Source organism: Kutzneria sp. CA-103260 (assembly GCF_018263855.1).
Classification (GTDB): domain Bacteria; phylum Actinomycetota; class Actinomycetes; order Mycobacteriales; family Pseudonocardiaceae; genus Kutzneria.
The window spans coordinates 2915912-2934893 of the sequence record NZ_CP073318.1 but is presented as its reverse complement, the minus strand read 5'-3'; the positions used below and the strand labels follow the sequence as shown (position 1 = coordinate 2934893).

At 70.4% G+C, this 18982-nt stretch carries 18 protein-coding genes; 11 read left to right on the top strand and 7 right to left on the bottom strand.

The window, feature by feature from the left end:
- Positions 1–371: 371 nt before the first annotated feature.
- The gene (locus JJ691_RS12570; RefSeq protein ID WP_211768952.1) at positions 372–1292 is read left to right on the top strand and encodes a hypothetical protein; all 921 of its coding nucleotides are present in this window, start codon (positions 372–374) and stop codon (positions 1290–1292) included.
- 296 nt (positions 1293–1588) lie between these two features.
- Here JJ691_RS12570 and JJ691_RS12565 read toward each other — a convergent pair whose 3' ends face one another.
- On the bottom strand, positions 1589–2647 hold the full coding sequence (locus JJ691_RS12565) for an aldo/keto reductase (protein WP_211768951.1): 1059 nt from the start codon (positions 2645–2647) through the stop codon (positions 1589–1591).
- A 61-nt stretch (positions 2648–2708) separates the two neighbouring features.
- On the bottom strand, positions 2709–3176 hold the full coding sequence (locus JJ691_RS12560) for a VOC family protein (RefSeq protein ID WP_211768950.1): 468 nt from the start codon (positions 3174–3176) through the stop codon (positions 2709–2711).
- A gap of 113 nt (positions 3177–3289) precedes the next feature.
- On the opposite strand from JJ691_RS12560, the gene JJ691_RS12555 reads away from it, so the two are divergent.
- Both JJ691_RS12555 and JJ691_RS12550 read left to right on the top strand, forming a co-directional pair.
- Positions 3290–4279 (top strand): helix-turn-helix transcriptional regulator, encoded by a 990-nt coding sequence (locus JJ691_RS12555; RefSeq protein WP_211768949.1) that lies wholly within the window; start codon positions 3290–3292, stop codon positions 4277–4279.
- Between the two features lie 233 nt (positions 4280–4512).
- Positions 4513–5445, top strand: a complete 933-nt coding sequence (locus tag JJ691_RS12550) for a carbon-nitrogen hydrolase family protein (RefSeq protein WP_249227865.1) — start codon at positions 4513–4515, stop codon at positions 5443–5445.
- Between the two features lie 40 nt (positions 5446–5485).
- Here JJ691_RS12550 and JJ691_RS12545 read toward each other — a convergent pair whose 3' ends face one another.
- On the bottom strand, positions 5486–6409 hold the full coding sequence (locus JJ691_RS12545) for a LysR family transcriptional regulator (RefSeq protein WP_211768947.1): 924 nt from the start codon (positions 6407–6409) through the stop codon (positions 5486–5488).
- A gap of 122 nt (positions 6410–6531) precedes the next feature.
- On the opposite strand from JJ691_RS12545, the gene JJ691_RS12540 reads away from it, so the two are divergent.
- The 3 genes from JJ691_RS12540 to JJ691_RS12530 all read left to right on the top strand — a co-directional run bounded on the left by JJ691_RS12540 (position 6532) and on the right by JJ691_RS12530 (position 10072).
- Entirely contained in the window at positions 6532–7494 is a 963-nt protein-coding gene (locus JJ691_RS12540) for an NADP-dependent oxidoreductase (RefSeq protein ID WP_211768946.1), read from the top strand.
- A gap of 36 nt (positions 7495–7530) precedes the next feature.
- The gene (locus tag JJ691_RS12535; RefSeq protein ID WP_211768945.1) at positions 7531–9123 is read left to right on the top strand and encodes a bifunctional 3-(3-hydroxy-phenyl)propionate/3-hydroxycinnamic acid hydroxylase; all 1593 of its coding nucleotides are present in this window, start codon (positions 7531–7533) and stop codon (positions 9121–9123) included.
- Between the two features lie 127 nt (positions 9124–9250).
- The gene (locus tag JJ691_RS12530) at positions 9251–10072 is read left to right on the top strand and encodes a phosphotransferase (RefSeq protein ID WP_211768944.1); all 822 of its coding nucleotides are present in this window, start codon (positions 9251–9253) and stop codon (positions 10070–10072) included.
- 146 nt (positions 10073–10218) lie between these two features.
- On the opposite strand, the gene JJ691_RS12525 is transcribed toward JJ691_RS12530, so the two are convergent.
- Positions 10219–10536, bottom strand: a complete 318-nt coding sequence (locus JJ691_RS12525) for an Ig-like domain-containing protein (RefSeq protein ID WP_211768943.1) — start codon at positions 10534–10536, stop codon at positions 10219–10221.
- 117 nt (positions 10537–10653) lie between these two features.
- Entirely contained in the window at positions 10654–11151 is a 498-nt protein-coding gene (locus JJ691_RS12520) for a MarR family winged helix-turn-helix transcriptional regulator (RefSeq protein ID WP_211768942.1), read from the bottom strand.
- Positions 11152–11238: 87 nt separating this feature from the next.
- On the opposite strand from JJ691_RS12520, the gene JJ691_RS12515 reads away from it, so the two are divergent.
- From JJ691_RS12515 to JJ691_RS12505, 3 genes are read left to right on the top strand one after another with little or no spacing between them, the layout of a single operon-like run.
- Complete coding sequence (locus tag JJ691_RS12515) at positions 11239–12171, top strand: hypothetical protein (RefSeq protein WP_211768941.1); 933 nt, start codon at positions 11239–11241, stop codon at positions 12169–12171.
- Positions 12172–12216: 45 nt separating this feature from the next.
- Positions 12217–12687, top strand: coding sequence for a CGNR zinc finger domain-containing protein (locus JJ691_RS12510; RefSeq protein WP_211768940.1), 471 nt, complete (start codon positions 12217–12219; stop codon positions 12685–12687).
- Between the two features lie 42 nt (positions 12688–12729).
- On the top strand, positions 12730–13689 hold the full coding sequence (locus JJ691_RS12505; protein ID WP_211768939.1) for a phosphotransferase family protein: 960 nt from the start codon (positions 12730–12732) through the stop codon (positions 13687–13689).
- Here JJ691_RS12505 and JJ691_RS12500 read toward each other — a convergent pair.
- The gene (locus tag JJ691_RS12500; protein WP_211768938.1) at positions 13686–14162 is read right to left on the bottom strand and encodes a DinB family protein; all 477 of its coding nucleotides are present in this window, start codon (positions 14160–14162) and stop codon (positions 13686–13688) included. The genes JJ691_RS12505 and JJ691_RS12500 overlap by 4 nt on opposite strands.
- A gap of 117 nt (positions 14163–14279) precedes the next feature.
- Here JJ691_RS12500 and JJ691_RS12495 point away from each other — a divergent pair, with 117 nt between their 5' ends.
- Complete coding sequence (locus tag JJ691_RS12495) at positions 14280–14816, top strand: PadR family transcriptional regulator (RefSeq protein WP_211768937.1); 537 nt, start codon at positions 14280–14282, stop codon at positions 14814–14816.
- The gene (locus JJ691_RS12490; protein WP_211768936.1) at positions 14813–15658 is read left to right on the top strand and encodes an NAD(P)H-binding protein; all 846 of its coding nucleotides are present in this window, start codon (positions 14813–14815) and stop codon (positions 15656–15658) included. Before JJ691_RS12495 ends, JJ691_RS12490 begins: the two co-directional genes overlap by 4 nt.
- 115 nt (positions 15659–15773) lie before the next feature.
- On the opposite strand, the gene JJ691_RS12485 is transcribed toward JJ691_RS12490, so the two are convergent.
- Positions 15774–18572: an AfsR/SARP family transcriptional regulator gene (locus tag JJ691_RS12485; protein ID WP_211768935.1), complete on the bottom strand. Its 2799-nt coding sequence runs from the start codon at positions 18570–18572 to the stop codon at positions 15774–15776.
- Positions 18573–18982: the final 410 nt, after the last annotated feature.

Genomic DNA, 18982 nt, shown 5'->3' with positions numbered 1-18982 from the left:
TTATGGTCTCACCCAAGCATCGCCAGGCGAGTGTTTGGGTTTTGATACATAAACACGCTGGTTTTGGTTTTGAAACCTAAACTGCTAGCGTTGCTCGTGTGACGGATAGTGCTGGTGAGGCTTCTGCGGTGGGAGCGGCAGGCATTGACGGGGAAGACGGCGCACAAGCGACGCCGCCGAGCCGGCGCGGGACACGGGACGAGCGCCGGTCCCGGACGCTCGGTGCCCTGGCGGGCGACGGGGATGCGCCATGCGCTTACTGCGGCCGCCCTCTGCCTCCGATGTCAGCGCGCGGCGGGCGCCCGACGCCGTACTGCCCGGCTGACCCCGAGCGGTATGGACACTGGGGAACCAAGGTCATCACGTGCGCGATGCTGGACGAGTACCGCGAGGTGTGGGTTCAGGTGTACGGCCCGGACCAGCCGATGACACGGCTCGACGTGACCACGCTCGACGAGCGGCTGACCGTCGTACGGACGGCGGTGCGGCCGCTGCTCGACGAGGTCGCGGCGGTGCAGGCCTACCTCACCCAGCAGACGGCGGCGGCGATCACCACGAGCGAGAACGCGACGGCCGCCCGCGACGAGGCCAACCGCGCCATGGCGGAGGCCGTGACCACGCGCGACGACGCCCTAGCCAAAGCTGAAGCCGCAGCCACAGCATCCGCGGCCGACCAAGTCGCTCGGGCGGAGGCCGATACCCGAGCCAGCGAGGCGGCGACCGCGGCGGAGAACGCCCTGGTGGCGCAGCGCGCCGCCGAGACGGTTCGCGATGAGGCGCAGCGTGAGCGGCAGCAAGCTCTTGATCAGGTGACCAGCGCCCAGCGGCAAGTCACGGACCTACAACAGGCGCTCAACAGCGAGCGGGTGGCCACGGTCGACAACCTCGCCCGGCTTCGGGCCGAGCGAAGCGCAGCCGAGCAGGCTCTGCGCATCACACTGACCGAGGACTACGAGGGGCGGTTGGCCGCGCAGGCCGACGCGTTCGCCATCAAGGAGCGCTCCGACCGGCAGAACGCGGACGCCCGCATCGACAAACTCACCAACGACCTCGCCACCGCCACCCGCACTTACGCCGACGAACTCGGCCAGCTCCACACGGACAAGGCCGCCCTCGCAAGCGACCTCGCACGGCAAGCCGCCGCGGCCAGCGAGGCCAAGCAACGTCTCCACGGGTTGGAAGCTGATCTCGCTGGTGTCTTCGAACGCACCGCCGACACCGGTGCCGACGTCATGCGACAGCACATCGCCCAACTACTGGCGAAGCTGCGTCCAGATGCCGACGCGCCGTGACGCCATGATCGTGTCGCCCTCAGCCCTCGCGGCAGGACTGCGAGCACGCGGGTCTGTCCGACAACCGCGGCCCGTCATCGATCTGCACATGCGGATGCCGGCCAGCCGCGGCCTGGCCTTCAGCATCGTCGACCAGATGCAGGTCAGTGCTCTGACGGATCCGGAGATGGTCGCGATGGTCCTGGAGGACACAGCGACCGCATGGGTGTGCCGAGTCGGCCTCGTGTTGGACAACTCGGCCTACGCCAGACGGCCTGACACAGCCCACGGCGTCCAGGGTGTCCGCCTGGTTCCGCTCAAGCTGCCGCAACAGATCCGCGGTCTTTGCGGGTTCCGGCGTCGTGGCGTCGGCGGGGCTCCGGCTGCGCGATCGCCGGTGGGACATAGGCAACGTCGACCGGTCCGACGTCGGTTCCCGGCGGCACGATTTCGTCGATGCGATCGAGCAGGTCGTCGTCGAGGAGCGTGCCAGCTCCCGCAAGCAGGTCGTCGAGCTGCTCGGGCGTGCGCGGACCGATGATCGCCGAGGTAACCGCCGGGTGGGCGGTCACGAACGCCAGAGCGAGGTTGGGCAGCGACAGCCCGGCCTGCTCGGCGATCCGGGCAAGTGCTTCGACGGCGTCGAGCTTGCGTTCGTCGGTCATGTGCTGCCTCGCCCAGTGCAGGCGCCCGGCCGACGCCGTTTCCGCGCTGCCCTTACGGAGGCGACCGGCGAGCAAGCCCATCGCCAACGGGCTCCACACCAGCACACCCATCCCATAACGCTCGCAGACCGGCAGGATCTCGCGTTCGATCCCGCGGTTGAGGATCGAGTAATGCGGCTGTTCGGAGCGGAAGCGTGCCAGCCCGCGCCGTTCGGCCACCCACTGGGCTTCGACAATCTCCGACGCGGGCAGGTTCGAGTGGCCGATCGCGCGTACCTTGCCCGCGCGCAGCAGGTCGGTCAACGCGCCGAGGGTTTCCTCGATGTCGGTGCCGGGTTCGGGGTGGTGGGCCTGGTAAAGGTCGATGTGGTCGACACCCAGGCGGCGCAGCGAACCTTCGACGGCGGAAACGATCCACCGACGGGAGTTGCCGCGCTGGTTGGGGGCGGATCCCATCGGGCCGTTGAACTTCGTGGCTAGGACGACGTCGTCGCGGCGACCGCGCAGGGCCTTCCCGACGATCTTCTCGGATTCGCCGTCGCCGCCGTAGACGTCGGCCGTGTCGATGACGTTGATGCCGCCGTCGAGGGCGCGGTGGACGATGCGCACGCAGTCGTCGGCGTCGGGGTTTCCCCACGGTCCGAACATCATCGTGCCCAGGCTGTAGGCACTGACCTGGATGCCGGTCCGGCCGAGCGGGCGGGTTTGCATAGGTTCTCCTGCCAGGATGGAGGAGTGCGGCCGGGACCGGCCGCACTCCTCGTGGGGACGGTCAGGCCTGGGTGTATTCGGCCGCGACGTCGACGATCCAGGTGACGCCGAAGCGGTCGGCGAGCATCCCGAAGGCGGGCGCCCACTGGGCGGGGCCGAACGCCTCGATCACGGTCGCGGCCTTGGCGAGGCCCTCCCACACGGGGGTGACTTCGTCGATGCTCTCGCCGCGGACGGAAAGGAAGAACGGCTCCTTGGTGATCGTGGTGCCGTTTTCGCGATGCGTGGTGGGCGCGCCCGGGGCGGCCGGCGTGTGCTCGCCGGGCACGTCGTAGGCCATGACCCGGAAGCCGTTGTCGGCAACGACCTGGCCGAATACGACGTGGGCGGCGCCGGGCAGCTCGGCGGGCATCCCGAGATCGGCGTAGGTGGCGACGGTGAGCTGTCCGCCAAACACCGACTGGTAGAACTCCAGGGCTTCGCGGGCCTGGCCGTGGAAGTTCAGGTGGGCGACAGCGTTGAGCGACATGGTGTTCCGGTCCTTCGCAAGTGGTTCCTGGTGCCGGAGGTTTCCGGCGACAAGAACGACGATGTCAGCAGTACCGGTCAGAGAACGTCCGCTATTTGTGGCAGGGTCAAACTATGCCGATTGCCTCGTCGACGACGACCTCCAGCCGGCTGTTGTCGCTGCTGTCCATGCTGCAGGCCCGCCGGGACTGGCCGGGCGGCCTGCTCGCCGAGCGGCTGGGTGTCAGCGAGCGGACCGTGCGCCGCGACGTCGACCGGCTGCGCGAGCTGGGTTATCCCGTCCAGGCGGTCAAGGGCCCCGACGGCGGCTACCGGCTCGAAGCGGGCAGTCAGATGCCGCCACTGCTGTTCGACGAGGAGCAGGCGGTCGCGCTGGCCGTGGCGCTGCGGATCGCGGTCGGGACGGGCGCGGGCATCGCGGAGGCGGCCGCGCGGGCCCTGGCCACGGTGCGGCAGGTGCTGCCGTCGCGGTTGCGGCAGCGTGTCGACGCCCTTGAGATCAGCGCGGCCGGGCGCGGCACCGATCCCCAGGTCGACATCGGGATCCTGCTCACACTGAGCGCTGCGGTCCGAGCAGGCGAGGAGCTGCGGTTCGACTACCGCTCGCCGGGACGACCCGAGGACGCCGAACAGCACCCGCCCCGCCGGGTGCAGCCCCAGCATCTGGTGGTGCGGGCCGGGCGCTGGTACGTCGTCGGCTGGGACCCCGACCGCGGCGACTGGCGGACCTTCCGCGCCGACCGGATGACACTGCGGGTCCCGAACGGCCCGCGGTTCGTGCCACGGGAAGGGCCGGGCGGCGACGTAGCCGCGTTCCTGTCGGCCCGGTTCAAGGGCTCCGAGAGCACGGACGCCTGGCCCTGCCGCGGCGAAGTGATCCTCGACCTGCCCGCCGCGGAGGTGGCCCCGTTCGCCGGCGACGGCGTCGTCGAGGAACTCGGCCCCGCCAGGACCAGGCTGACGACGGGGTCCTGGTCCTGGGCCGCCCTTGCGGCGGCGTTGGCTCGCTTCGACACGGAGATCGAGGTGATCGGGCCGCCGGAGCTGCGAGCGGCGTTCGCGGAGCTGTCCCGTCGAGCCGGGCACGCCGCGGGAACCGGGTAGGGCGGCTGGCCGCATGCCGGCGGACTCCAGCGACCTCACGCGATCCGTCCGGCGCCCAGCAATCACTTGGTGGCACTGGGGCTTATGACCGGCTGCGCCAGGTCGGCCAGGGCGTCCGCGAGCAGCAGGCCAGCGTGGAGCAGCTGTGCGGCAACTGCGCCAACGGGGCGCGGCCTCGTTCCTCGATCTTGGTGGCTAGGTTTGGCGACCTCAACTAGTCGAAGGAGCTCATGATGCGTGTTGCCGCTGCCCAGGTCCGCTGTCCCTGGATGGACCGAGAAGCCGGGCTCCGCAAGGTGCTCGACTTCGTCGGGCGGGCCGCGGCGGCGGGAGTGGAGCTCGTCGTGTTTCCCGAGACCTTCCTGCCGGGCTATCCGATCTGGCTCACTCAAGCCGAAGGGGCGAGATTCGATGACGCCAAGCAGGAATTGGCCTACGCGGCGTACCAGGAGGCCGCGATCGAGCTGACTGGTCCCGAGCTGCGCATGGTCGTCGAGTGCGTCCGGGACCACGGTGTGTTCACCTATCTCGGGATCGCTGAGCGCGGGCCGGGGCGCGGCACGGTGTATTGCACGCTGCTCGCTATCGACCCAGTGGCCGGGGTGTGCGGCGTGCATCGGAAGCTTGTGCCGACTTTCGAGGAACGGCTGGTGTGGGGCAACGGGGACGGGCACGGTCTGCGGGTGCACCAGGTCGGCGGCACGCGGGTCGGCGGGCTGTGCTGCTGGGAGAACTGGATGCCGTTGGCGCGGCATGCCCTCTACGCGCAGGCTCCCGACCTGCATGTGTCGGTGTGGCCAGGATCCACGAGGCTGACCGGCGACATCACCCGGTTCGTCGCGCTGGAGGGTCGGATGTACTCGCTCGCAGCCGGCGCGCTGATCGACTACGCGGATGTGCCCGCCGGGTTCCCGTTACGGGATGAGATCCTGGCGGCCGGGCAGATCTCGCCCTACGACGGCGGATCCGCAATCGCCGGGCCGAACGGCCGGTGGATCGTGGAACCCGTCAAAGACGAGGAGCGGCTCGTCATCGCCGATATCGACCCCACTGTGGTGCGTGGGGCCCGGCAAGGTTTCGACCCGACCGGGCACTACAGCAGGCCGGATGTTTTCCAGGTGACCGTGGACCGGAGGCGGTTGACATCCGCGGTTTTCCTTGACTAGTCGGGTGTTGCGCATCAGGAGGGCGTCGGCACGCGGACGGTCAGGCGCTCGGGATGGCGGTGAGCGGGCGGATGGCCTCGCGGACACAGCCGCGAAGCCACCGTGAGGAGGGATCGTCGTGGACGCGACGGTGCCAGCGCAGTTCGACGTCAGCGGTGGGCAGGTCGACAGGAACCTCGTGATGGCGCAAGGGAACGCCTCGCTCGACCAGGTGCGCGGCCGTCACGCGCGGCACGAGACAGATGACATCCTGCTCAAGAGCCATGAGAGCACCCACGGCATAGGTGGGCACGACCGCAACGACGTGACGGGAACGCCCGATCCGCTCCAGGGCGTCGTCGAGCGGACCGCGGGCGAGGCCGCGGCGCGAGGCCGAGACGTGGGGCAAACGGCACAGGTCGTCGAGGGTCAGTCGCGGGGCCCGGCCCAGCTCCGAATCAGCGGCGACGGCGGCGACGAAGTGATCGGTGAACAACGTCGAGGCATGGACATCGGGTGGTGGTGGGCCCGCGACCATGACGTCGAGGTCGATCGAGCCGTCCCGCAGCGGGTCAGGGTCCTTGGAGTCCTGGCGGACGAACCGCAGGCGCACCTCGGGCGCCTCGTCGGCGATCCGGCGGGTGAGGCGCGGGGCGAGGACCGGCACGAGGCCGTCGTTGAGGCGGATGGAGAAGGTGCGCCGCCAGGAGCGCGGATCGCTGCCGGCGGGCTCGGTCCGCAGCCGATCGGCGGTGTCGAGCAGTGCTTTGACCGTGACGGCCGAGCGGAGCGCGAACGGCGTGGGCACCAGGCCGCGGCCCGCCCGAACCAGGATGGGGTCGTTCATCACGCGCCGCAGCCGGCTCAGCGCCCGGCTGGTCGCCGGCGCGGACAGGTGCAGGCGCACGGCGGCCTCCTTGACGCTGCCGGTGTCCAACAGCGCGTCGAACACGCGCAGCAGATTGAGATCCAACTCCTCCGCCACGGCTATCCCCACTCGTGCGTCTGACGCAAGTACTCCGTACCAACAATGCACTGGGCATTATGCCCGATCGGACCAATACTGGGTTTCGGGAGTCCTTCACCGACAAAAACAGGAGTTCAGTCATGCCCAGGATCGTGCGACCGACCGCCCACGGCACACCCGACGTGCTCGGCGTGGTCGAGGTGCCCACCCCGCACGCGGCCGCCGACGGCGTGGTCGTCGAGGTCCGGGCGGCTGGGGTCAACCCGATCGACTGGAAGCTCTACAGCGGGGCTTTCCACGCCGTGGACGACGACCACAAGGACGCCGCCGGGCTCGCCGCCTCGATGCCGTCGATCGGCCTGGAGTGCGCGGGCGTCGTCACCGAGGTCGGCGCGGACGTGACCGGTGTGCGGATCGGCGATGAGGTCATCGTGTATCCGGTGACGGCCGCCTACGCCGACTACGTCTCAGCCCCGGCGACCGCGATCCTGGCCAAGCCCGCCGGGCTGGGGTGGGCCGAGGCGGGGTCGCTGATGCTGACCGGCACCACAGCGGTCCACGCGCTGCACGCCGCCGGGGTGGCTGCCGGCGACGCGGTGCTCGTCCACGGCGGGTCCGGTGGCGTCGGTCTGATGGGCGTGCAACTGGCCGCCGCTGCGGGGGCGACTGTGATCGCCACCGCAGCCGAACGCAACCACGCGTTGCTGCGTGAACTCGGCGCAACCCCCGTTGTCTACGGCCCAGGGCTGGCCGGCCGGGTGCGCACCGCCGCGCCGCACGGTGTCAGTGCCGCGGTCGACTTTGCCGGAACCGACGAGGCGCTTCAGGTCTCGCTGGAGCTGGTGGCCGACCGCACCCGAATCGCCTCGATCACCGGGTCGCCGCGCCGCGCCGCCGCCGGCATCAAGCTGCTCGGCTACGGCCCGGGGCAGGACGCGGGCACCGAGATCCGCAGCGCCGCCCGCGGTGCCCTCATCGACCGCGTCGAGTCCGGCGCCCTACGCGTCATCGTCGACACCACCTTCCCGCTCACCCTGGCCGCGAAGGCCCACGAGGTCGGTATCGCCGGGCACGCTCCCGGCAAGCTCGTGCTCATCCCCTGAGCAGGCCATCGGTCGACGGGAAAGGAGAGCGAGACGATGACTGGGCAGGGACTGGGCGGCGGGTCGTCACCGGCCGACGATGTCGTCGATGTGGCGGTGGTGGGCGCGGGACCGGTGGGCCTGACGCTGGCGGCGCTGCTGGGGCAGGCCGGTCGCTCCGTGGTGGTGCTGGAGCGCTACCCCGGGCTCTACGGCCTGCCGCGCGCCGCTAGCTTCGACGGCGAGATCCTCCGGCTGCTCGCCGGGCTAGGCCTGGTGGAGGAGCTGTGGCCCACCCTGCATGTGCAGACTGCCTACCAGTGGAGCGACGCCGCCGGCGAGATTCTGGTCAACATGGAGAGCCGGCTCGTTGGCGACAGCGGCTGGCCCGACATGGTCATGTTCCATCAACCCGTCCTCGAACAGGCACTGCACGCGCGGTGTGCGTCGCTACCGATGGTCGAGGTCCGGCTCGGCGCGGCAGTAACCGGCCTCGAGCAGACCGAGGAGGGGGTTCGCCTCGCCACGGCCGAGGGCGGCACGGTGCGTGCGCGCTACGTCGTGGCCTGCGACGGCGGCAACAGCTTTGTGCGGGCGGCGCTCGGCATCGACCAGGACGATCTCGACTTCGCCGAGCCGTGGCTGGTGTGCGACTTCAAGCTCGGGCGTCCCGCCGACGAACTGGGCCTGCCCTCGGCCCTGCAGATCGGTGATCCCGAGGAGCCCACCACGATCATCACCACCGGCGCGGGACACCAGCGGTTCTGCTTCATGCTCGACGAGGCGGACGTAGGTCGGGAGTTCTCCGACGGGGAGACGTGGCAGCGGGTAAAGCGGTACCTGACCCCGGCCGATGCCGACCTCGTGCGCGTCGCGACCTACACGTTCCGGTCCCTGATCGCACGACGCTGGCGCGACCGGCGTGTCCTGCTCGCCGGCGACGCCGCCCACCAGATGCCGCCGTTCCTCGGGCAGGGCATGTGTTCGGGGATGCGCGACGCGGCGAACCTCGCGTTCAAGCTGGACCTTGTGCTGGCCGGCGTGCGTGAGACCGACGTGCTCGACACCTATCAAAGCGAGCGCGAGCCGCATGTTCGCACCATCACCGAGACCAGCATGGCGCTTGGGCGTCAGCACACCCTGACCGACCCCGAGCTTGCCCGCCAACGCGACGACAGGCTGCGGGCCCGTCGCGACTCCCGCCTCGAGCCCGAGCGAATCCGCCTTCCCGACCTTGGTCCCGGCCTGCACGGTCCCGGCGGCGGTACCCGCTCGGTACAGGGCCGGGTTGATGACGGCCAGCAGGTCGGACTACGTGACCAGGTCGTCGGTGGCGGTTTCCGGCTGCTGGTGCGCGAGGACAGTCTCGCCGGCGTCGACGTCCCGGCCCTGCGCGCCGCCGGCGTCACCGTGATCGTGATCGGTGAACTGGCTGGAAACGGCGTTGTGGCCGACGTGGACGGCACCCTGCACCGCTGGTTCGACCACCTCGGCGCCGCCGCGATCGCCGAGCGCCCCGATCACTACGTCCTCGCCGCCGGGCCCGATGCGAACGAGGTCGCGCACGAACTCCTGGCGTCCTGTGGCAGGGTGGCCTCCGGATGCCGTGCCGCGTCATCTACTGGGGTGTCGACACCCTGTTCAGCCTGAGGCCCGCGAACGGCTGGCAGTACGAGCGGCGTTGGGGCAGCCGCAAGAACCCTGAACAAGCGAAAACCAGTTGGCCTGGTGCCCTGAAACCGAGACGCTCGGCGTCGAAGGAAAGGGGCGGACGACGGTGCGCGGAACAGAATCGCGACGGGCGGTGGCTGCGGCGATCGCGGCGGTGTCGTCACAAGGCCTGGCCGGCGACGAAGCGGTCGTGCTGCAGGACTCGAACAAGCTCACGGTGCGGCTGCTCCCCGCTGACGTGCTGGCCCGGGTGGCGCCAGTGACGGATCAGGTGGCGCAGCTGGAAATCGACGTGGCACAAGGGCTGGCCGCGAACGGAAGCCCGGTGGCTGCCCTTGATCCCCGAGTGGAGCCGCGTGTCCACGAGCGTGACGGATTCGCGGTGACTCTGTGGAAGTACTACGAACCATTGCCACGAAAAGAGATCGCGCCGGTGGAGTACGCGAAGGCGTTGGAACGACTGCATGCTGGGATGCGCGGGCTCAAAGTGCCAACGCCGCACGTCACGGATCGGGTGGAGCAGGCCCAGCGCCTGGTGGCCAGTCGCGAGCGCACGCCGGAGCTGCCGGACGGTGATCGGGAGGTGCTCGCGGCGACGTTGCGGGATCTGAGTGGCGTGACCAGCGGCGGGGCGCAGCAGATCCTGCACGGCGAACCGCATCCGGGCAACGTGCTCAGCACGACGGAAGGCCCGCGGTTCATCGACCTGGAGACGTGCTGCCGTGGGCCGGTGGAGTTCGACCTCGCCCACGCGCCGGAGGAAGTCGGCGAGCACTATCCGGGCGTCGACCAGAACCTGTTGCGCGCGTGCCGGATCCTCGTGCTGGCCATCATCACGACCTGGCGCTGGGATCGGGACGACCAGCTTCCCGGCGGGCGCGAGCTGGCCGCGGAATGGCTGGGCCAGATCCGGACGGCGCGAGCCTGAGATCAGGCGTGGGCGACGTGGCGCCTCAAACGGCCCAATGACCGGTGTCATGGAGCCATTCGGGTGGGCAACTGGCGCGCTTCGGGCACCCACCGTGCCGGGTGGACGGGGCCATGACCTCGTCCCACACCGGCACGGGGAATCGCTCAGAACGCCGGCGGCACCAGTTCCAGCCGCAGCTCGGTGGCGCGGTGGCCGTCGGCATTGGCCGTGATCCGCAGCAGCACCGTCTCGGCGATGCTGCGCACCCGAACGGTAGCTGCGCCGGTCTCGTCGGTGATCGCGGTTTTGTGCGACAACAGGCCGCGATTGACCTCGAAGGAGACCTCGACGCCGGCCCTGGGTTCGGCCAATGTGGCGGTGATCGTAGCCACCGACCGGCCGTCGGCCAGCAGCTCCGGCCGGCCGTCGCCGTCGTTGTCCACGACGGCGAGCGCCTGGGCGAGGGCGCTGATGTCGGACATGGAGGTTCGCCCTCGGGATTGCCTTGTGTGGCACGAAACTATCCGCGGAGGTGATTTCCGGTCGCCGTTCTGCCCGATGGCGCGGCACTTTCCGCTCCTTCGCGAAGCGGGCCGGGTTCATTTGCGGGCGGCGGTGCCTCGGGGCGGGTAGTGGGACTCGGGGTCGACGGTGGCCAGGATCTGCTGGGCGATGGCGGTGAGCTGGCCGACCTGCTCCGGGGCCAGGGTGTCCAGGACGTAGCGGCGGGCCAGTTCCAGGTGGACGGGAGCGGTCCGCACCACCAGGTCGAAGCCGGCGTCGGTCAGGGTGGCGTTGGTGACGCGGCCGTTGCCGGGGCAGGCGGCACGGGTGACCCAGCCGTTGCCCTCCAGCTTGGCGATCACGTGCGAGAGCCGGGACAGGGAGGCGTTGGACAGCGTCGCCAGCTCGCTCATCGGCAGCGTGCGCTCGGCCGCCTCGGACAGGGCGCTCATGGCCAGGTACTCGAAGTGCGCGAGGCCGGTCCGGCGGCGCAACTCGCCCTCCAGCGCGGCCGGCACCTTGATCAGGACGCCGACCAGCGCGATCCAGGCGTCGGTCTCGGCGGCGGACAGCCAGCGGGGCTCGGTGCTCACGGCGTCATCCTAACTCACGCTTGAAGCTTCAACTGAGCGCCGCTAGGCTCACAAGGCTGAGTTGAAGCTTCAAGTCAGGGAGGCGTCATGCTGACACGACGGGGTTTGCTCGCGACGACGGTGGCCGGGGCAGGCGCGTACCTCAGTGGCTCACTCGGGCCGCGGGGTCACGCGGATGAGGATCCAACGGGGCTGGACGCCAGTCACGGGACGCCACGGTTGGCGGCCCAGGTGACCAGCCTGTATCGGGACAAGTCGACCGCCGACGTGGACCGCACCATGGCCCACTTCGCCCGGAGTCCGATGTTCTACACCGACGCCACGGTCGGCTGGTACATGCCGAGCTGGGACAGCCTGCGCGCGGTGTTCCAGCAGTACATGCCCTCCTGGCCCAAGACGGCCCGGTCGTATCCGACCCGGGTGATCGGCGACGAGCGCAGCGCGGTGGTGGTGTTCACCGACTCCCCCGAGCTGTTCGGCCACGAGATCCGGATCGTGGCCGCAGTGGATTTCCGTGACGGCAAGGTGATCCGTCAGGTCGACTATTGGGACGGCCGGCACTTCGGCATCGACGCCACCGCTGCGCTGCGGGTGCCGCCCTCGCAGTACCCGCCGACCTACGGCGAGGACGTGGTCGGCGCCCAGTCGTCCCCGGTGGTGCGGTCGGTGGCGGCACGGCTGGTCGCCGGGGACACCGCCGACCTGTTCGCCGCGGACGCCGTGTTGGAGGATCTGGCTCTGCGCGTGGAGATCGTCGGCCGTCAGGCCATTGAGGACTATCTGGGGCGGGCGTGGGCGTCGCTGCCGTACGGGCCCGGAGCGGCGATCCGGCACACCGTCGGCAGCGCCCAGGGCGGCGGCTACGAGTGGACCCGTCGGGGCGCGGCTGTCGATCACGGCATCGTCGCGTTCGAACTGGACGATCAGCGTCGGATCACCCGCCTCACCGTCACCTGGGACGGCGCCGCGCTGTCGGATGCCGCGATGATCTCGCTGCTGGCCGCGACGCTGGAGCGCTGAGCCGGCGTAATGGGCGTCGAGCGCTAGCCCATGTAGGCTCGGGGCATGGCGAACAGTGCCGAGCCGGAGGGGCCGCCGGCTGCCCGCGTGGTGGTGGACCTGCTGAACACGCGGGCTCATGCCATACATCCGGACACGTTGGCCGATCCGTCGGTGTCGGCGGCCCGGGCCGCGCTGCAGGCGGCGGTGGACGGTGATCCGGCGGCGTGGGCGGCGTTTGACGAGGCCACCACCGATGTGACGTTCCGGATGGAGTTCGGCCCTCTTGAGATCGGCACCGCGCAGGCGCGGCCGGTGCCGGTGACCGGGGATGCGGTGCTGGGTTCCGTGGTGCTGGCGGTGTCGGAGCTGGTTGCTCAGGGGCTGTGGTCGCGGATCCGGGTGTGCGCCAACGAGGAGTGCCGCAAGGTCTTCTACGACACGACCCGCAGTCGGACCCGGCGGTGGCACTCATACGAGGTGTGCGGCAACCGCGTGAACGTGGCGGCCTATCGGGCCCGGGCGACCTCCGGCTGAAACCCGGTCGCCCGCGGGGCGTTGGCGTGGCAGGGTCGGCGGGTGCGTTTCGAGCCGATCACCCGCGCGGACGGGGCCTTCCAGCAGTCCTTGACCGCCCCGGAGATCGCCGCCGTGTGCCGGCGGGGCTTCGGACGGGAGCCGGTTTCGGTGGTGGAGCTGGACGGCGGCTCGTTCAACACCACGTACCGGGTCGACTTCGGCTCCGGCGAGGCGCCGGTGATCCTACGGGTGGCGCCGGCGTGGTCGCACCGGATCGAGCGGGACTTCATGCGGCACGAGCATGCCGCGCTGCCATTCTTCGCCCCCATCGCCGCCTTGATGCCACGCACCCTGTTCGTGGACTTCACCCGGGAGTTGGTGCCACGGGACTACACGTTCCAGACCATGCTCGGCGGGGTGTCCGGCCCGGACGGGTTCCGCGCGCTGGCCGACAAGCCCGGGTTCTTCCGGCAGCTGGGTTCGATCGTTCGCGCGGTGCACGGTGTTCGCGGCTCCCGGTTCGGCCGTCCCGCCGGCCCGCTGTTCGCCACCTGGAGCGAGGCCGTTCTGTCCGCTGTGGACGACACCGTCGCCGACGTCCACGACGCCGGCCTCGACGACACCGACCTGCGGGAGTTGGCCGTCCTGGCCGCGAAGAACACCGCCGTGCTGGACGAGGTCACCGAGCCTCGGCTGCTGCACGGCGACCTGTGGGTGCCCAATGTGCGGTTGGACGGGGAGCGGATCGTCGGCGTCTTCGACCACGACCGGGCCTCGTGGGGCGATCCCGCCGCCGACTGGAGCATCTACGAGGCGCACCGCCGCCCCGGCACCGACCGTGACGCGTTCTGGGACACCTACGGCCGCCCGACCCCGTCCCCCGCCGCGGCGTGGCGCGCCAACCTGTACCGGGCGGTTCACCTCGGGGCGGTGCGGATCGAGCGTCACCGCCTCGGCCTCACCGACAAGATCCCGGACAGCTACGACGAGATGGCCGAAGTGTTGGCCGAGCTGCGCTAGCGGGGCCGTTCGCCGGTCGCGCCGTCGGCCTGTTCGCGCAGCAGGTCGAGGTGGCCGAGGTGGCGGGCGGTCTCCTCGATCAGGTGCAGCAGGATCCAGCGCAGCGACCGGTCCCGGTTCGCCGCCTTCTGGTCCAGGGTCTCGGCGGCCAGGATGACCTCGTCGCAGCGCTTCTGCTCGGCGGCGTAGTTGGCCAGCAGCTGGGCCATGGGGACGTCGTCGGGGATCCGGAAGTCGCCGTCCTCGTCCTCGTCGGTGAAGTCGAAGGTCAGGTCGGGCTGGTCGGCGAAGGCCTGGCGGAACCAGCCGCGCTCGCAGTTGGTCAGGTGGTTGACCACGCCCTGCGCGGTCATGCCGCTGGCGGTGCTGACGGCCCGCAGCACGTCCTCGTCGCCGCCCTGCACCTTCCACGCCACCAGGTCCCGCTGTCGTTGCAGGAACTCCAGCAGTGACTCGCGTTCGATGTCGCTCATGGCCGTGCAGGCTACGGTCATCAGCCCCGGCTCACGACCGAGTTTCGGCCAGGCCGCTGACCGTGGCCGTCATAGTCACGTTTGACTACGGATTCATAGTCATGTTTGACTAGCGCCGTGAACAGCACGCGGCTTTTCGCCCTCAGCGCCCTGGCTCGCGGCGGCGCGATGCACGGCTACGCCATTCGACAGGCCGCCCAGCTCGACCGCACCGAGCTGTGGACCGACGTGAAGCCTGGCTCGCTCTACAACGCGTTGAAGCGGATGACCGACGAGGGCCTGGTCCGGGTGGCGCGCACGGAGCGTGACGGCAATCCGCCGGAGCGAACCATCTTCGAGATCACCGAGGCCGGCCGGGCCGAGTTGACCAAGCAGCGTGATTCCGCGCTGGCCGATGTCCGTCTGCTGCCTGACCCCGTGGATCTGGCGTTGCAGTTCACCCCCGACCTCTCCCCTGGCCAGCTGGTCGCGGCGTTCACGGCGCGCCGGCAGGCGGTGGCCGAGCAGTTGGCCCGGTTCCGACGCGAGCAGGTGACCGCCGCGCCGGATCTCGTGGGGTTGGAACCGTTGATCTTCGAGCACTGCGTCGCCCGGCTGGAGGCGGACCTGGCGTGGCACGACCGCGTGCTCTCCCGACTGGAGGAGACGACATGATCCTGGTGACCGGCGCGACCGGTGAGATCGGCCGCGCTGTGGTGGACTCGTTGCTGGCACAGGACATTCCTGTCCGGGCCACCAGCCGCGATCCCTCGCGGGCCCGGCTCCCCGACGGCGTCGACGTCGTGCGGGCCGATCTCGGCGACGCCGCGGCCGTGGCCGCCGCGGTGTCCGGTGTGGACGGTGTGTTCCTGCTGACCGGTGGACCCGAGATTCCCCTGCACGACAAGACTGTGGCCACCGCGGCTGCCTCGGCCGGCGTGCGGCGGATCGTCAAGCTGTCCAGCGGGCGGGCCGGCGACGACACCGCCACCGACCCGATCCCACGCTGGCACCGTGCCGGCGAACGCGCCGTCCGCGAGTCCGGCGTGCCCTGGATCATGGTGCGGCCCATGGGTTTCATGTCCAACGCCCTGATGTGGGCCGGTTCCATCCGGGCTCAGGACGCTGTTTTCGCCCCCTACGCCGACGGTCGTGTCGCGGTGATCGATCCCCTCGACATCGCCGCCGTCGCGGCCGTCGCCCTGACCTCCGCCGCCACCGGCCAGGTCTTGACCCTGTCCGGCCCGCAGGCCCTGTCCCCGGGCGAGCAGGTGGAGACCTTGGCCTCGGTCCTCGGCCGGCCGCTCCGTTTCGTGGAGGTCACGCCGGCCGCCGCCCGGGATGCGATCATCTCCCACGGCGTGTCCCCGTCGATGGCCGACGCGATCATGGCGCTGCGGGCGACCGCCCTGGAGGAGTTCACCTCCGTCGTGCATCCCACCGTCGGGCGGGTCACCGGCCGTCCCGCCGGCACTTTTCACGCCTGGGCCATCCGAAACCTCGCCGCCTTCGGCTGAGGGTTGCTCCGACGCGGCGTCCAACTGCTCGGTTGCGCAGGTTGTGCCCAATCGGCCGCCGTGGTGACGGTGATCGCCGTACGTTCCACCGGTCCGGGTTCGGCGGCGTGGCGGGCTACTGCTCGTGGTCGGCTTGGTCGAGGGTGTCGAGTTGGCGCTGCACCCGTTCGGCGTCCTCGTCGCGTCCCTGCTGCCGGTACAGCTCCAGCGCTTCCCGCCACACGGTGCGGGCCTGCTCGTGCTGGCCGAGAGCGGCACGGGGGTGCCCGAGGCGGTCGAGGGTGTCGGCGGAGTTGTAGGTGTCGCCGAGGCCGCGGAGCAGGGTGAGGGCCCGCTGGTAGTGGTGGATGGCCTGGTGATGGTGGCCGGTGTGGTGGTCGATGTAGCCCAGGCTGTCCAGGGTTTCCGCCTCGCCGTGGGGGTGATGATGGAGGGCGAGGGCGGCCTGGCAGTGGGCGCGGGCGGTGTCGTAGTCGCCGAGACGGGCAGCATGCCATCCCACCTGGTTGAGCGCCTGCGCTTCCCACACCGGCTGGTCGAGGGTGCGGTAGAGGTTCAGGGCCTGGGTGGCGTGGTCCAGGGCCCGCCGATCGTCCCCCCGCCGCTCCCAGGCCCACGCGAGTGTTGCGTGGGTGAGGGCCCGGGTGGTCGGGTCGTGGTGGTGTTCGGCCAGGGCGAGGGCTTGGTGGAGGTGCCCGATCGCGTCATCGTGGTGCCCCAGGTCGGCGTAGGCACGGCCGAGGCGCCGGTGGGTGAGGGCGCGGGTGGTGGGGTCGGGCAGGTGTTCGGCGGCGGTCAGCGCGGCCCGCCACACGGCAAGCGCGTCGTGGCGATGTCCCCGTCGGCGCTGGAAACTGGCCAGGGCCCAGGCCAGCTGCCACACAGTGTCGTGCCAGGCGTGGCTGGTGGCGGTGTGCTGGGCGGCCAGCAGGTTGGGGTGTTCGATGTCGAACCAGGCCAGTGCCGCCGGCATGTCGGGCAGCGGCTGGGGGTGGGTCCCAGGGGCGGGTGAGGCAAGTCGGACGCGCCGGGCGTGGGGGTCCAGGAGGCGGTCGGCGGCGTGGGCGGTATGCAGGTAGAAATCGACCAGCCGCCGCAGCGCTGCCTCCCGGTCGGCCTCGGGATGGTCGCGGCGGGCTTTGTCGGCGGCGAACAGGCCGACCAGGTCGTGCATCCGGTAGCGGCCCGGAACCTGCTGCTGGACGAGGGAAACCCGCTCCAAAGCCCGCAACACCGCCATAGCCTGGCCAACAGGCAGGGCGGTCAGGCTGGCGACGGCGGGCACGCTGATGTCGGGGCCGGGGGCGATGCCCAGCAGCCCGAACACCCGCGTCTGCTCATCGGTGAGGGCACGGTAGGACCAGGACAGCACTGCGGGCAGGCTGGCGGCCGGGGCGTCCTCGTCCAGGACATTCAGCCGGGTGGTGGCATCACGTAACTCGGCGGCCAGTCCAGCTAGTGGAAAGCCGGGATGGGTTTGGGCGCGGCCGGCGACGATGCTCAACGCCAACGGCAACCCGGCGCAGCAGGCCAACAACTCCGCGGCGGCCTCCGGTTCGGCGGTCAGCCGGTCAGCGCCCAGCCGGTGCGCGAGCAGGTCGCGGGCCGCCGGCTCGTCGAGGACGTCCAGGGCCAGTGGGCGTGCGCCGTGCGTGGAGCTCAGTCCGGTGAGTCGGTTGCGGCTGGTGACCACCACCGTGCAGGTGGGGCTGCCGGGTAGCAGCGGGGCGATCTGGGTGGTGTCGGCGGCGTTGTCCAGCAGGATCAGCATCCGTTTGCCGGCGACCAGGCTGCGGTACAACGCGGCCTGCGCATCGAGGTCGACCGGAGTCGAGTCGGGGGCGACGCCGAGAGTGTCCAGGAAGCCGTACACGGCGGCCGCCGCTGGCATCGGCTGCCCGGTGGGGTCGAAGCCGCGCAGGTTCACGTACAGCTGTCCGTCGGGGAACCGGTCGAGGTGTTGGTGGGCCCAGTACAGGGCCAGCCAGGTCTTGCCGATCCCACCCGCGCCACCGATCGCTGAGATCACCACTGTCGCACCCGACTCTGAGCCGGCGTTCATGGCCTGGGTGAGCGCGGCCAGCTCGGTCGTGCGGCCGGTGAACCATCGTGGTGGCGCCGGCAACTGGTGCGGCACCGGCGGCCGGCGGGAACTGGCCGTGCTGCCGGTCGGGCTGGCCAAGCGCGGATCAGCGGTCAGGATCTGCTGGTGCAGGACCTGCAAGGGTGGGCTGGGATCCGTGCCCAGCTCCTCGGCCAACCGCTGGCGGCTGTGGCGGTAGTGCCGCAGGGCGTCGGCCTGGCGGCCACTGCGGTACAGGGCGAGCATCAGTTGGCCGGCAACGCGTTCATCCAGTGGGTGTTGTGCGGCGCGGGTGGACAGTGTGGCGAGCAGTTCGGTGTGCCGGCCGCAGCGCAGTGCGGCATCGGTGTGGTCGAGTTCGGCGGCCCACCGCTCGGCGGCCAGGGTCGCGCGGAGGGTGGCCAGCCAGGGGGAGTCCAGGTCGGAGAAGGCGTCCGCCTGCCACAGGCCGAGGGCCTGCTCGAGCAACGTCAGGGCCTGTTGATCGTCGGGGCTGGCCCGGGCTTGGGCCACCAGGCGGCGGAAGCGACACAGGTCCACGGCCGTCTCGTCGACGGTCAGCAGGTAGCCGCCACGGCGACGGCTGATGGTCACCTCCGTGGCCGCGAGGCTGTGCCGCAGGCGTGACAGGTAGCTGTAGAGCACCTCGCGGTGGCGTTGGGGCGGGTGCTGTCCCCATACCCGGTCCACCAACAGATCGACCGGCATGGGGTGATTGGCCTGCACCAGCAGCGTGACCAGCACGCACCGTTGCCGGGCGGGACCGAGCTCGATGGGGCGGCCATCGCTGGTGGCTGTCACCGGGCCGAGTACGTGGAACTCCACCGCCATCTGCGGCTCCCTGGTGTCATGCGGCTCCGGTGCGTGCCGGGCCCCTGGTCTTGCACATCGCGGTTCTGACGAGCCGATTCAAGGTGTTGGTCAAGGTGCGGTGATGGTTGTCGGCGCATCGTGGTCTCGGTGGCGGCCCGCCCGACGGAGGGGACCGGGCGGGCCGCCGCACCGACACCGCGACCGCAGTGCGGCACCACCTGTGCGGCCCTTGGGGAGATGGTTCGCATGACAGATGACCTCCCTCGGTTACTCGCAAGACTGGTTGATCCCGACGAGGACCCCGTCGAGCAATGCTCGGCTCTCTTGGTGTCCACGTCTCGTGGAGTTGGCGGCGAAAAGCTGACATTGGCGCGGATGCGTTCTCGCAGGCGCGCTCCGGCAGCGCACGCCCGATAACCGCCGTCCGG